Origin of the sequence: Paraburkholderia phymatum, assembly GCF_038900715.1 — a bacterium.
GTDB lineage: Bacteria > Pseudomonadota > Gammaproteobacteria > Burkholderiales > Burkholderiaceae > Paraburkholderia > Paraburkholderia phymatum_A.
Window position 1 is genome coordinate 60,817 of the sequence record NZ_JAYMRZ010000001.1, and the last position, 14,077, is coordinate 74,893.

Consider the following 14,077-nt stretch of genomic DNA (forward strand, 5'->3'; position numbering starts at 1 on the left):
TGACGTCCTCGACATCATCAAGCAACAGGGAGTACACGATGCGCCTTCTTCACACGATGCTTCGAGTCGGCAACCTCGACCGCTCGATCAAGTTCTACACGGAGCTGCTCGGCATGAAAGTGCTGCGCCGCAATGACTATCCGGAGGGCAAGTTCACGCTCGCCTTCGTCGGCTACGAAGACGAAAAAGACGGCACGGTAATCGAGCTCACCCACAACTGGGACACCGAGGCATACGACATGGGCAACGCGTTCGGCCACCTCGCCGTCGAAGTCGACGATGCGTATGCGGCATGCGAGAAGATCAAGCAGCAGGGCGGCACGGTGGTGCGCGAAGCCGGTCCGATGAAGCACGGCACGACGGTGATCGCGTTCGTCACCGACCCGGACGGCTACAAGATCGAGTTCATTCAAAAGAAGTCGTGATGTAAAAACGAAAGCGCCGGATGATGAGTCCGGCGCTTTTTGCTTTACAGCGTAGGCAGCAACTCGGGCGGATGATGCTTGAGCGTCTGCCGCGCTTCCTTGAACTCGGGGAAGATCGATTCGACCGTCTGCCAGAAACGCGGACTGTGGTTCATCTCGCGCAGATGCGCGAGTTCATGCGCGGCCACATAGTCGATGATCGACAGCGGGAAGTGAATCAGCCGCCAGTTGAGCCGGATCTTGCCGTCGCTCGAACAACTGCCCCAGCGCGTCGCCGCCGATGACAACGCATACGCGCGATACGTGACGCCAAGCTTCTGCGCATACACATCGAGACGCTCGCCGAAGATGCGCTTCGCCTCGCCTTGCAGCCAGCCTTGTACGCGGTCCTTGATCTGCTGCGGATCGGCGTGCGCGGGCAACGGCAGCGCGAGCACGTTCTGTTCGGCATCGAATGCGACGAGACCGTTGTGCGCCGCAAGCGTCACGCGCACGGTCCGTCCGAGATAGGGCAGTTCGGCGCCGTCTTTCCAGTCGACGCGCGGCATCACGCGCTGCTCGGTGCGGGTCTGCCATTCGGTGAGCTTCGTGAAAATCCAACGCTGTTTTTCGGCGATCGCCGTTTCGATGTCGGCGAGCGTGACCCAGCGTGGCGCCGTGATCGTGAGCCCCGTGCTGTCGATTGCAAAGCCGATCGAGCGGCGCGACGAGCGCTTCAACGCGTAAAACAGCGTGCGCGCGCCGAGCGTGACGCTGCGCAGTTTCGAACCGTCGGGAGCAAGGGGAACGGCGGGCTTGGACTGCGGCGGCGCGGCAGACTGGCCCGGCTCGTCGAAGAGCGGCAGATCGAGTTGCCGGCTATCGAGCGCCGCAGCAGGCTGCGGCTTTGGAGACTTCTGCATCGGACTCACTTCGCGCTGATACGTCGCGCGGGGCACGCGTGCTGCACGGGCCCGTTGCGGCGTGGCGCGTCAGATACGGGCGGCGGCGGGCGAATTCTGCTCGACGCCATAAGCGGCTGGATCGATGCGGCGCATTTCAGCTTCGATCCACGTTTCGACGCGCGTGTTCACTTCGTCGGGCGTGAGCCCGGTGGTGTCGATCGGTTTGCCGATCGACACTGTGACTATACCCGGATATTTCGTAAACGAGTTGCGGGGCCACACGCGCCCCGCGTTGTGCGCGATGGGAACGACGACCGCTCCCGTTGCGACCGCGAAGCGAGCGCCGCCCGTCTTGTACTTGCCCTGCTTGCCCGTCGGCGTGCGCGTGCCTTCGGGGAACATGATGATCCACGCGCCTTCCGCGAGGCGTCGCGCGCCTTGCCTCGTCACCGATGCAAACGCGTTCTTGCCTTCCTTGCGGTCGATGTGAACCATCTTCAGCAAGCCGAGCGTCCAGCCGAAGAACGGCACGTACAGCAACTCGCGCTTGAACACGTAGCACAGCGGACGCGGCATCAGCGCGGGGAACGCGATCGTCTCCCACGCGGACTGATGCTTCGACAACAGCACGGCCGGACCGCGCGGCAGATTCTCCATGCCTTGCACTTGATAACGGATGCCGTTCAGCACGCGCACGACGGCGAGCGTCACGCGGCACCAGCCGACGGCCATCCAGTAGCGCTTGTCGGCGCGCATGAACGGAAACGCGAAGAAGCACGCGGTCGCGTACGGAATCGTGAAGACCGCGAAGAAGATCAGCAGCAACAGCGATCGGATGAAGCGCATCGGTGTGGTCGGTGAGATGAGGGCGCGCCCGTGCGCGTCATTCTTGTTCTTCGGCGAGGAAGTCGAGCGCGAAGGCACGCAGGTCGTCATGCACGCGCGTGCCTTCGGGCAGGCCGCCTGCCGCGAGCGTCTTCTTGCCCTTGCCCGTCAGCACCAGATGCGGGACGAAGCCGAGCGCTGCGGCCGCTTGCAGATCGCGCAGCGAATCGCCGACTGCGGGCGTTTCTTCCGGGTCGATCTCGAAGCGCTCGGCGATCAGCTTCAGCATGCCGGGCTTCGGCTTGCGGCACTCGCAGTGATCTTCCGCCGTATGCGGGCAGAAGAACACGGCATCGATGCGCGCGCCGACAGCCGCCGCCGCGCGATGCATCTTCAGATGCATCGCGTTGAGCGCGTTCATGTCGAACAGTCCCCGGCCGATGCCCGACTGGTTCGTCGCGATGGCCACGCGATAACCGGCCTGGTTCAAACGCGCGATCGCTTCGAGACTGCCGGGCAGGGCAACCCACTCATCGGGCGATTTGATGTACGCGTCCGAGTCGACGTTGATCACGCCGTCCCGGTCGAGCACCACGAGTTTCTTTGCGCTGATCGGCATGATGTGGTGCTCAGGCGGCGAGGCGGGAAATATCGGCGACGCAGTTCATCTGCTGATGCAGCGCGCCGAGCAGCGCAAGGCGATTCGCGCGCAGCGCCGGATCTTCGGCATTGACCATCACGTCGTTGAAGAACGTATCGACGGGCTCGCGCAGCGCCGCGAGCGCCGACAGCGCGCCCGTGTACTGACGCTCAGCCAGTTGCGACTGCACGCGCGGCGTGACCTGCTCGAGTTGCGCATGCAGCGCCTTTTCGGCTGCTTCGATGAGCAGCGCGATATCCACGCCGTCGACCTTCGCGCCTTCCGACTTCTTCAGGATGTTCGAGATGCGCTTGTTCGCAGCCGCCAGCGATGCCGCTTCCGCGAGCGCCGCGAATTCGCGCACGGCATCCAGCCGCGCGACGATGTCGTCGAAGCGCGTCGGGTTCAGTGCGAGCACGGCATCGACTTCGCCGACGGCAAAGCCGCGCTCGCGCAGCAGGCCGCGCAGACGGTCGATGCAGAACTCGTAGATCGCTTGCGTCGAATCGGCGACGCTCGGCACGTTCGCGAATTGCGCGTAAGCGGCGCGCAGCAGTTCGACGAGATCGACGGGCAACTGCTTCTCGACCAGAATGCGAAGCACGCCGAGCGCGTGACGGCGCAGTGCGAACGGATCTTTTTCGCCCGTCGGCTGCAGGCCGATGCCCCATATGCCGACGATCGTTTCGAGCTTGTCGGCGAGCGCGACGACCGTGCCCGTCGCCGTCGACGGCAATGCGTCGCCGGAGAAGCGCGGCTGATAGTGCTCCGTGCACGCGAGCGCGACTTCTTCCGGCTCGCCGTCGTGGCGCGCGTAGTACGTGCCCATCGTGCCTTGCAGCTCGGGGAATTCGCCGACCATGTCGGTCAGCAGATCGGCCTTCGCGAGATGCGCGCCGCGCTTCGCGAGCGCGACGTCCGCGCCGATCATCTGCGCGATGACGGTCGACAGCGCTTCGACGCGCTCGACGCGTTGCAGCGCCGAGCCGAGCTTGTTGTGATAGACGACGTTCGCGAGTTGCGGCACGCGCTCGGCGAGCGGCTTCTTCTTGTCGTGCTCGAAGAAGAACTTCGCGTCGGCGAGACGCGGACGCACGACACGCTCATTGCCTTCGACGATCTCGGCAGGCGTCTTCGTCTCGATGTTCGACACGATCAGAAAGCGCGAGCGCAGCTTGCCGTGAACATCGGTGAGCGCGAAGTACTTCTGGTTCGTCTGCATCGTGAGGATCAGGCATTCCTGCGGCACTTGCAGGAACTCGTCCTCGAATTTGCATGCGTAGACGACGGGCCATTCGACCAGCGACGTCACTTCGTCGAGCAGCGACTCGGGCATCACCACCTGATCGCCGTTTGCTTGCGCGAGCAGATGCTCGCGGATCGCTTCCTTGCGGTCCGTGAAGCTCGGCATCACGTGGCCCTTGTGCATCAGCGTGTCCGCGTAATGGTCCGCGTGCTGGATCTGCACGTAGCCTTCGGACAGGAAGCGATGGCCGAGCGTCGTGTCGTCGGCGTCGATGCCGAACGCGGTGACGGGCACGACATGGTTGTCATGCAGCACCGTCAGGCGATGCACGGGGCGCACGAACTGCACGTTCGAGCCGTCCGGGCGCTGATACGTCATCACCTTCGGAATGGGCAGCTTCGCGAGCGTTTCGTCGAGCGCGGCTTGCAGTCCTTCGGCGAGCGTCGCGCCGGGCGCCGCGTAGCGCAGGAAGAACGCTTCGGCCTTGCCGTCGTTCGCGCGTTCGAGGTCGTTCACCGAGAAATCGGGGAAGCCGAGCGCCGCGAGTTTCTTCGCGAGCGGCGGCGTGGGCTGGCCGTTCGCATCGAGCGCGACGGAGACGGGCAGCACTTTTTCGCGCACGTGTTTTTCCGGCGCGACGCTGCGCACGTTCTTCACGGTCACGGCGAGACGGCGCGGCGTCGCGTAACGCTGGAACGACAGTTCGCCTTCGATCAGATCGCGCGCGGCGAGACGTTGCGCGATGCCTTCCGCGAACGCATCGCCAAGACGCGCGAGCGCTTTGGGCGGCAGTTCCTCGGTCAGCAGTTCGACGAGCAGGGTGGCTTGATGGGATTGCGTCATGTCTTCTTGGTCTCGTCAGTCCTGATCGATCTTGCGTTCGACTTTGAGCGGCGGCGCCCACGCGGGCAGCGCGGCGTCCTGTTCGTCGGTGGTGAGGCCGGGTACGCCGTGCACGGGATTGCCGAGCATCGGGAAGCCGAGCTTTTCGCGCGAGTCGTAATACGCTTGCGCGACGAGGCGCGACAGTGCGCGAATGCGGCCGATGTACGCGGCGCGCTCCGTCACGGAAATCGCGCCGCGCGCGTCGAGCAGGTTGAATGTATGAGCGGCCTTCAGCACGAGTTCATAAGCAGGCAGCGCGAGCGGCACTTCGATCATGCGCTTCGCTTCGCTTTCGTAGCTGTTGAAGAACGTGAACAGCAGATCGGTGTTGGCCTGTTCGAAGTTGTACGTCGACTGCTCGACTTCGTTCTGGTGATACACGTCGCCGTAAGTGAGGCGGCGCAGTTCGGGACCGTTCGGGCCTTCTTCTTCCCACTCGGTCCAGATGAGGTCATAGACGTTCTCGACCTTCTGCAGATACATCGCGAGACGTTCGAGACCGTAGGTGATTTCGCCGAGCACCGGCTTGCAGTCGAGGCCGCCCACCTGCTGGAAGTACGTGAACTGCGTCACTTCCATGCCGTTCAGCCACACTTCCCAGCCGAGACCCCACGCACCGAGCGTCGGATTTTCCCAGTCGTCCTCGACGAAGCGCACGTCGTTCTGCTTCAGGTCGAAGCCGAGCGCTTCGAGCGAGCCGAGGTACAGGTCGAGGATGTTTTCAGGCGCGGGCTTCAGCACGACCTGGTACTGATAGTAGTGCTGCAGGCGGTTCGGATTCTCGCCGTAGCGGCCGTCTTTCGGGCGGCGCGACGGCTGGACGTACGCGGCGCGCCACGGCTCGGGGCCGATCGCGCGCAGGAACGTATGGACGTGGGACGTGCCCGCGCCGACTTCCATGTCGATCGGCTGGAGCAGCGCGCAACCCTGCTTGTCCCAATAGGATTGCAGCGTCAGGATGATTTGCTGAAACGTGAGCATGAAGAGCCTTGAAGGTGCCTTTCAGGCAGGACGCGGATGCCGTGCGGCTGGCGTGACGCGATGGCCTTGCTGGCCGTCGATCAATCAGCCGGCCGGTTGCGCGGCCCAGTGCTGTAAAACCCTGAATTTTACCGGATTGCCGGTGGCTTGAGACTTTCCGGGGCCTGGTGATTGCCTGGCGACTCAACGGGGGCGCGCCGTTGTGCTTGTTGTCGTTGCGCCGCCCGCTGTTCCGGGCCTGTCAGGCGTCGCGATTGCGCTTTGGGTTGTCGCTCGCGCTGCCCGCGCCGTTTTTACCGTTCTTGCCGTTCGACCGGTTGCGGCCCGGCCCGAACGCGAAACCGAACGCGAGGAACAGCAGCGACGCCGCGAGCACCGTGTTGTTGCCGCTCGTCACGTACGGCGTCTTGCCCGTGGTGCCCTGGACGACGGTTTCGATCGAGCCTTCCGTGAACGTCGGCAGCCGCGCGATCACGTTGCCGCGCGCGTCGATGGCGGCCGTCGCGCCCGTGTTCGTCGCGCGCAGCATCGGGCGTCCCGTTTCGAGCGAGCGCATGCGCGCGATCTGCAGGTGCTGGTCGAGCGCGATCGTGTTGCCGAACCACGCGAGATTCGTCGAGTTGACGAGCACGCCCGCAGGCGTGTCGCTCTCGCGCACCGTGCGCGCGATTTCCTCGCCGAAGATGTCCTCGTAGCAGATATCGACGGCGACGGGCTGGTTGTGCACGACGAACGGTTTTTGCACGGGTGCGCCGCGCGCGAAATCGCCGAGGGGAATGCTCATCAGGTTCACGAACCAGCGAAAGCCCCACGGCACGAACTCGCCGAACGGCACGAGATGATGCTTGTCGTAGCGGTACACGCCCGCTTCGCCGGGCGTGATGCCGAACAGGCTGTTCGTGTAATCGACGACATGGCCCTCCGCCGTGATCGTGCCGCCGATCGCGCCGAACAGGATCGACGTATTCGTCGAGTCGGCGAAACGGCGCACGGCCAACGCGAACGACTCGGGAATGGCTTGCGCGAGCACGGGAATCGCGGTTTCCGGCGTGACGACGAGATCGGCGGGCTTCGCGGTGATCATCCGTTCGTATTCGTCGATCGCGGCCTTCACGCCCGACTCTTCGAACTTCATGTCCTGCTTCACGTTGCCTTGCAGCAGGCGCACGGTCAGCGGCGCGTTCGCGGGCGTCGTCCACGCGACGAGCGGCAGCAGCAAACCCGCTGCGATCAGCGCGACGGCGATCGCGGCGGGCGTGACGACGCGCGCGGTACGCGGCGCAGCCTTCGCATCGCCGTTCGACGCCGCGCGCGAGCGCAGCACGGCCTGCGCGATCAGCGCGGCGGCGAGCGCCATCACCCAGCCGACGCCGTACACGCCCGCAACGGGCGCGAATCCGGCAAACGGCCCGTCGACTTGCGCATAGCCGCTCGCGAGCCACGGAAAGCCGGTGAACACCGTGCCGCGCAGCCATTCGCCGATGGCCCACGCGCTCGCGAAAGCGAACGCGCCATGCCACGTCGGCGAGAAAGGCTGGAGGTCGGCAAGCTTGCCGTTGCGCGCGTGTCCCGCGCAGAACGACCAGATGCCCGCGGCGAACGCCGGATAGACGGCCAGATACATCGAGAACAGCACGAGCGCCGTGCCGGCGAGCGGCGCGGCCATTCCGCCGTAGAAGTGCATGCTCACGTACAGCCACCACACGCCCGTCACGTAGTTGCCGAAGCCGAACGCGAAGCCGGTGAGCGCGGCGCTCCGCCAGCCCGTCGTGCGCGTGAGCCACGCGAAGAAGAAAGCGAAGATCGCCAGTTCGAGCCAGCCGCCGTGAGGCGTCGGCGCGAACGAAAGCGTGTTGAGCGCGCCGACGGCGGCGGCGGTGAGGTAATGCCACCACGGCAGCACCCGTGCGCCTCTATCGGCTGCGTCGGGTGTCACGCCGCGGCGCAGACGGGAAGTGATCGGGTCGGCCATTGTTGCGTGGTCGGCTTGATGAAAACCAAAGGGGGAAATCAGGTCTGCACGTGCTGTGCGTCGCGCTCGCGCTGTCCGGCGAGCGGATCGCGACGCACGAGCAGCATGTGGATCTGCCGTGCGTCGGCGCGCAGCACTTCGAAGATCAGGTCGTCGATCTTCACCTTCTCGCCGCGATGCGGCACGCGTCCGAAATGGTGCGTGACGAGTCCGCCGATCGTGTCGACTTCCTCGTCGGAAAAGTGCGTGCCGAACTCTTCGTTGAACTGCTCGATCTCGGTCAGCGCGCGCACGCGGAAGCGGCCGTCCGGCGACGCGATGATGTTGCCGCTTTCCTCGTCGAAATCGTATTCGTCCTCGATGTCGCCGACGATCTGCTCCAGCACGTCCTCGATCGTGATGACGCCCGCGACGCCGCCGTATTCGTCGACGACGATCGCGATGTGATTGCGGTTCACGCGGAAGTCGTGCAGCAGCACGTTCAGGCGCTTCGATTCGGGGATGAACACGGCGGGGCGCAGCATGCCGCGCACGTCGGCTTCTTCTTCGGCGTAGTAGCGCAGCAGGTCTTTCGCGAGCAGCACGCCGATCACGTTGTCGCGGTTGCCTTCGTACACGGGGTAGCGCGAGTGCGCCTTTTCCAGCATGTACGGGATGAATTCGTCGGGGGCGTCCGCGATGTTGATCGCGTCCATTTGCGCGCGCGGAATCATGATGTCGCGTGCGCAGAGCTCGGAAACCTGGAACACGCCTTCGATCATCGACAGCGAGTCGGCGTCGATCAGATTGCGCTCGTGCGCGTCTTGCAGGATTTCGAGGAGTTCGCCGCGAGAATCGGGCTCGGGCGAGATGAAATCGGTCAATCGCTCAAGGAGCGAGCGTTTTTCCTGGGGTTTGTCGCTGGTATGGCGTCGACTGGGATACGTGTCGTTCATGGTGGTGCGCCCCGAAAAGCCGGGCGCGCTGTTGCAGAGCGTTAAGGATACACCACGCTCATGGCAGGACCGTGTCCCGGCGCACGAGGCGGTGCAAAGCGCAGTTCCCGGCGCAGTTGTTGCCGTTTGATGGCAAAGACGTCCAGCGGGGTGACGCTCGCTTTTATCCTAACTGATATCGGAGCGCCGGGGGGCGCATGGTCAAAATTGCGGGCGCTTCCTTTCGGCGGGCCTGCATGCCAGCGCCAATCGATGCGTTTCGACGCATTTGGACGCATATCGGCGCGCGGCGGCGCAGCGCTCACTTGCGGCAACGCGCAAGCAGCGCCTCGAGCGCGCGATCGGGCATGCCGCTTTCGCGCAGCGCCTCGACGGTGCGGCTCACGTAGTCGAGCGTCGTGCCGTAGCGGCCCGACGCGCAGCCGAGCACCGTACTCACCATTTCGTCGGACAGCTTGCCCGTGTACGACGGCACGTCGCGGCGCATCACGAACGCGAGCGCTTCGATGCGCCGTCCGTCGGCGAGCACGCACGGCAGCCACGCGGGACGATACGAGCCCATCGCCATCTCGCGGCGCCAGAGCGCTTCGAGATGCGGCATCGCGCCTTCTGCCGCGAGCCGGAACGCGATGCCGCTGCACGAGCCGCCGCGATCGAGCGCGAGCACGAGGCCCGGCTGCTCCGGCGTGCCGCGATTGACGCGCGACCACAGATACAGCCCGCGGTGATAGCCGTGCACGCGCGAGCGCATCCCCTCGACGGTCGGCAGGCCGGGGTTCCAGATCAGCGAGCCGTAGCCGAAGAGCCACAGGTCGCGCTTGCCGTCCCAGTCGCGCAGCGAGCAATCGAGCGACGCGCGCAGTTCGTCGTCCGTCAGCAGGCGCGACTCGCCGAGCGACGGCGGATAGCCGGGGCAGGGCTGAGGCGGCGTCGGTGAGGAAAGGGGCTGGCTCACGTTGGTTTCGATCGATGGGCGGCTGGACTAAAGTTCGGAGCCTGCGATCTGCGGGACAGGGCGGCGATGCCAGCTCGGTCGCGTGATGCTGCGTCGAGCGTCATTCGTCATTCGTACGGATCGGGGAAGCCGAGCTTGCCGAGCACTTCGGTTTCGATCGCTTCCATTTCTTCGGCTTCGTCCTCTTGCTCGTGGTCGTAGCCTTGGGCGTGCAGCGTGCCGTGGACGAGCAGATGCGCGTAGTGCGCCTCGAGCGGCTTGCCCTGTTCGTTCGCTTCTTTCTCGACGACGGGGCAGCACAGGATCAGGTCGCCCGTCACGGGATCGTCTTCCGATTCCGCGTACGCGAAGGTCAGCACGTTGGTCGCGTAGTCCTTGCCGCGATACGTGCGGTTAAGCGTGCGGCCTTCGTCCGCATCGACGAAACGCACGGTCAGCTCGGCGTCGGCGAAAAGCGCGGCCTTGATCCACGCGGCGACGGTTGCCTTGGGCAACAGCGCCTTGTGCTCGGGCCACGCTTTTCCAGCGGGAAATTGCAGGTTCAGCGACAGTTTCGGGGCGCGGCTCATGCAGGGTTCCTGGTGCCTGTCATGTCCGTGTCACCGGGCGGCGTCGGCTGCATCGGACGCGCTCGCTTCCTTCTTCGAGTGCGCGTCATACGCTTCGACGATCCGCGCGACGAGCGGATGCCGCACCACGTCGGCGCTCGTGAAGCGCGTGAGCGCGATGCCGCGCACGTTCGCGAGCACCTGCTGCGCTTCGATCAGCCCGCTCTTGTGGCCGCGCGGCAAGTCGACCTGCGTCGTATCGCCCGTGACGACCGCCTTCGAGCCGAAGCCGATACGCGTGAGGAACATCTTCATCTGCTCGGGCGTCGTGTTCTGCGCCTCGTCGAGAATGATGAACGCGTGATTGAGCGTGCGGCCGCGCATGTACGCGAGCGGCGCGATTTCGATCATCTGACGCTCGAACATCTTCGCGGTCTTGTCGAAGCCGAGCAGATCGTAGAGCGCGTCGTATAGCGGACGCAGATACGGATCGACTTTCTGCGCGAGATCGCCGGGCAGGAAGCCGAGCCGCTCGCCTGCTTCGACGGCCGGGCGCGTCAGCACGATGCGCTTGACCTGATCGCGCTCGAGTGAATCGACGGCGCACGCGACGGCGAGGTACGTCTTGCCCGTGCCCGCCGGACCGACGCCGAACGTCACGTCGTGCGAGACGATCTGCTTCAGATACTCGCGCTGCGCAGGCGTGCGGCCGCGCAGATCGGCGCGCCGCGTGTACAGCTTCGGGCCGAGTTCTTCAACTTCGTCGATGCCTTCGTGCGCCGGTTCGTCGAACGGATGATCGGGGTCGCCGCGAAAACGCGGATCGAGTTCTTCCGTATCGCCGTTCCCGCCGTTCGGGCGTCCGTTGTTGCCCGGATGGCGCGCTTCGACGAGCGCGAGCTGGATGTCGTCGACGGAGAGTGGATCGCGCGCGCTGTTGTAGAAGTTTTCGAGCGCATTGAGCGCGACTTTTGCGCCGCGCCCGCGAATGCTGATGCGGTGTCCGCGGCGTTGCAGCGTGACGTCGAGTGCCTGTTCGATCTGCCTCAGGTTCTCGTCGAGGGGGCCGCAGAGGTTGGCGAGCCGCGCGTTATCCTCGCGCGGCGCAGTGAATTCCAGATGTTGCTGAGTGGGCTTCAAGGCTGATATTCGATCCTGTCGGTGCGCTACGGCTTAATGAGTGGCGGATGCCGTGTCGTGAACCTCGTGAACCATCACGAGTTCGCCGCGCAGCGAGTGCGGGTACGCATGCACGATCTTCACGTCGATCATCTGGCCGATCAGGCGCGCATGCGATTCCATCGGCGCGGGGAAGTTCACGACGCGGTTGTTCTCGGTGCGGCCCGCGAGCTCGTTCGGGTCCTTGCGCGCCGGGCGCTCGACCAGAATGCGCTCGACCTTGCCGACCATCGACGCGCTGATGCGCTGCACGTTTTCTTCGATGGTCGCCTGCAGGTGCTGCAAGCGGCGCAGCTTCACTTCGCGCGGCGTGTCGTCGTGCAGGTTCGCGGCGGGCGTGCCGGGACGCGGGCTGTAGATGAACGAGAAGCTCGTGTCGTAGCTCATGTCGTGCACGAGCTGCATCATCTTGTCGAAGTCTTCTTCCGTTTCGCCGGGGAAGCCGACGATCATGTCCGTCGACAGCGACAGGTCCGGGCGGATCGCGCGCAGCTTGCGGATCACCGACTTGTATTCGAGCACGGTGTAGCCGCGCTTCATCGCCATCAGGATGCGGTCGGAGCCGTGCTGCACGGGCAGATGCAGATGGCTGACGAGCTTCGGCACCTTCGCGTAGGTGTCGATCAGCCGCTGCGTGAATTCCTTCGGATGCGAGGTCGTATAGCGAATCCGTTCGATGCCCGGAATCTCAGCGACGTATTCGATCAGCGTCGCGAAGTCGGCGATTTCACTGGCGCCGAGCGTCATCGCGCCTCGATAGGCGTTCACGTTCTGGCCGAGCAGCGTCACTTCGCGCACGCCCTGATCGGCGAGACCGGCGATTTCCGTCAGCACGTCGTCGAGAGGGCGCGACACTTCCTCGCCGCGCGTGTACGGCACGACGCAATAGCTGCAGTACTTGCTGCAGCCTTCCATGATCGACACGAATGCGCTCGGCCCTTCGACGCGCGCGGGCGGCAGGTGATCGAACTTCTCGATTTCCGGGAACGTGATGTCGACCTGCGGACGGCCGCTCGCGCGGCGCTGGTCGATCATCTGCGGCAGACGGTGCAGCGTTTGCGGACCGAACACGAGGTCGACGTAAGGCGCGCGGGAGACGATCGACGCGCCTTCCTGGCTCGCCACGCACCCGCCGACGCCGATCAGCAGATTCGGGTTCGCTTCTTTCAGTTCGCGCACGCGGCCGAGATCGGAGAACACTTTCTCCTGCGCTTTTTCGCGCACAGAGCACGTGTTGAACAGAATGACGTCGGCGTCTTCGGGGTTGTCGGTCTTGACGAGGCCTTCAGCCGCGCCGAGTACGTCGACCATCTTGTCGGAGTCGTACTCGTTCATCTGGCAGCCAAAGGTTTTTACATAAACTTTCTTGGTCATCGAGTGTTCGCCGGTCGCAGTGATTAATCTGGGGGCGTCAATAAAGGGTGAAGAGACAAAAACGCGCGGCGCCGGGGGCGCGAGAATGGGGGTCTGGCCAGCCCGGAGCGCGTTTTACAGCGTAGTCCAACATTATAGCCCTTTGCGACGTGGGGCTTTGGCGGCTTGCCGCCGTGACGGTCATGCGTCCGGGGCCGCGTCTGCCGACGGTTTTTGCGCCCGTGCAGACGTTTTTCGCGCACCGCTTACGGGCGTCGGCTCGCTGTCCGGCGGGTGCGGCAGCCCGAATTGCGCTTCCAGTTCGCCCGTCACCGTTGCGAAACGGCCGGCGAGAAAATCGAGCAGCACGCGCACGCGCGGCGCCATGAAACGGTTGCGGTGATACAGCGCGTGCAACGGCGCATCGGGATAACGCCAGTCGGGCAGCAGCACGCGCAGGCCGTCGCTTTTCAGGTCCGCTTCGACGTCCCACATCGACTTGATCACGATGCCGTAGCCGCGCAGCGCCCATTCGCGGGCGACGGCGCCGTCGTTGGTTTCGCGCGCCGATTCGAGCGGAACCGTATAGGTGACGGTATCGACGCCGCGCGTGAAGCGCCATTCGTTGACGGGCCCCGACGCCGTGCCGAGCACGATGCAGTCGAAGCGCGCCAGATCGAGCGGATCTGTCGGCTCGCCGCGCCGTGCGATGTATTCCGGCGACGCGCACAGCACGCGCGGATTCGGCGCGAGCCGGCGCGCGACGAGCGAGCTGTCCTGCGGCACGCCGAAGCGGATCGCGAGATCGATGTCTTCCTGGACCAGATTCGACAGCGAGTCGGACAGCGTCAGCGCGAACGTGACGTCCGGATAAAGCGCGTTGAATTCGTCGAGCCAGTGCATCAGCAGATTGCGGCCGAAATCGGATGTCGCGGAAATGCGCACCTTGCCGCGCACCGCGTTCTGGCCTTCCTGCAATGCGGCTTCGGCGTCGTCGAGCGCGCGCAGCGCCTGCTGGCAGCAGTTCAGATAGAGACGGCCTTCGTCGGTGAGACGCAGCTGCCGCGTCGTGCGCTCGAAAAGGCGCGCCTTGAGTCCGCCTTCGAGCTTCGCGAGGCGCGCGCTGGCGGCCGCCGGCGTCAGGCCGAGCTTGCGCCCCGCCGCCGACAGGCTGCCCAGTTGCGCCGCTTCGACGAAGAGGCGAATATCGCCCAGATTGTCGGTCATTATTCAGAACCGTTTGAAAATC

The 14,077-nt window shown here is 64.8% G+C and carries 13 protein-coding genes; 1 reads left to right on the forward strand and 12 read right to left on the reverse strand.

Annotation, left to right across the window (positions count from 1 at the left end):
• The first annotated feature begins 38 nt into the window (after positions 1 to 38).
• A complete protein-coding gene (gloA, locus tag VSR68_RS00240) occupies positions 39 to 425 on the forward strand; it encodes a lactoylglutathione lyase (RefSeq protein ID WP_342937899.1) in 387 nt (128 codons plus the stop codon).
• Between the two features lie 44 nt (positions 426 to 469).
• On the opposite strand, the gene VSR68_RS00245 is transcribed toward gloA, so the two are convergent.
• The 12 genes from VSR68_RS00245 to VSR68_RS00300 all read right to left on the reverse strand — a co-directional run bounded on the left by VSR68_RS00245 (position 470) and on the right by VSR68_RS00300 (position 14,055).
• Positions 470 to 1,327, reverse strand: coding sequence for a SprT family zinc-dependent metalloprotease (locus tag VSR68_RS00245; RefSeq protein ID WP_342937900.1), 858 nt, complete (start codon positions 1,325 to 1,327; stop codon positions 470 to 472).
• A 69-nt stretch (positions 1,328 to 1,396) separates the two neighbouring features.
• Complete coding sequence (locus VSR68_RS00250) at positions 1,397 to 2,155, reverse strand: lysophospholipid acyltransferase family protein (RefSeq protein ID WP_342937901.1); 759 nt, start codon at positions 2,153 to 2,155, stop codon at positions 1,397 to 1,399.
• A gap of 37 nt (positions 2,156 to 2,192) precedes the next feature.
• Positions 2,193 to 2,753: a D-glycero-beta-D-manno-heptose 1,7-bisphosphate 7-phosphatase gene (gmhB, locus tag VSR68_RS00255; protein ID WP_342937902.1), complete on the reverse strand. Its 561-nt coding sequence runs from the start codon at positions 2,751 to 2,753 to the stop codon at positions 2,193 to 2,195.
• Between the two features lie 10 nt (positions 2,754 to 2,763).
• Positions 2,764 to 4,863, reverse strand: a complete 2,100-nt coding sequence (gene glyS / locus VSR68_RS00260; protein WP_342937903.1) for a glycine--tRNA ligase subunit beta — start codon at positions 4,861 to 4,863, stop codon at positions 2,764 to 2,766.
• A gap of 15 nt (positions 4,864 to 4,878) precedes the next feature.
• Positions 4,879 to 5,886 carry a glycine--tRNA ligase subunit alpha gene (gene glyQ, locus VSR68_RS00265; RefSeq protein WP_342937904.1) on the reverse strand — a complete coding sequence of 336 codons (1,008 nt, stop codon included), beginning with the start codon at positions 5,884 to 5,886 and terminating at the stop codon, positions 4,879 to 4,881.
• A 241-nt stretch (positions 5,887 to 6,127) separates the two neighbouring features.
• A complete protein-coding gene (lnt, locus tag VSR68_RS00270) occupies positions 6,128 to 7,858 on the reverse strand; it encodes an apolipoprotein N-acyltransferase (RefSeq protein ID WP_342937905.1) in 1,731 nt (576 codons plus the stop codon).
• Between the two features lie 38 nt (positions 7,859 to 7,896).
• Positions 7,897 to 8,793, reverse strand: a complete 897-nt coding sequence (locus VSR68_RS00275) for an HlyC/CorC family transporter (RefSeq protein ID WP_342937906.1) — start codon at positions 8,791 to 8,793, stop codon at positions 7,897 to 7,899.
• Positions 8,794 to 9,094: 301 nt separating this feature from the next.
• Positions 9,095 to 9,748 carry a gamma-glutamylcyclotransferase gene (locus tag VSR68_RS00280; protein WP_342937907.1) on the reverse strand — a complete coding sequence of 218 codons (654 nt, stop codon included), beginning with the start codon at positions 9,746 to 9,748 and terminating at the stop codon, positions 9,095 to 9,097.
• Positions 9,749 to 9,855: 107 nt separating this feature from the next.
• Positions 9,856 to 10,317 carry an rRNA maturation RNase YbeY gene (ybeY, locus tag VSR68_RS00285; RefSeq protein ID WP_342937908.1) on the reverse strand — a complete coding sequence of 154 codons (462 nt, stop codon included), beginning with the start codon at positions 10,315 to 10,317 and terminating at the stop codon, positions 9,856 to 9,858.
• 30 nt (positions 10,318 to 10,347) lie between these two features.
• Complete coding sequence (locus tag VSR68_RS00290) at positions 10,348 to 11,436, reverse strand: PhoH family protein (RefSeq protein WP_342937909.1); 1,089 nt, start codon at positions 11,434 to 11,436, stop codon at positions 10,348 to 10,350.
• A gap of 33 nt (positions 11,437 to 11,469) precedes the next feature.
• Positions 11,470 to 12,849, reverse strand: coding sequence for a tRNA (N6-isopentenyl adenosine(37)-C2)-methylthiotransferase MiaB (miaB, locus tag VSR68_RS00295; RefSeq protein ID WP_342937910.1), 1,380 nt, complete (start codon positions 12,847 to 12,849; stop codon positions 11,470 to 11,472).
• 180 nt (positions 12,850 to 13,029) lie between these two features.
• A complete protein-coding gene (locus VSR68_RS00300) occupies positions 13,030 to 14,055 on the reverse strand; it encodes a LysR family transcriptional regulator (protein ID WP_342937911.1) in 1,026 nt (341 codons plus the stop codon).
• Positions 14,056 to 14,077: the final 22 nt, after the last annotated feature.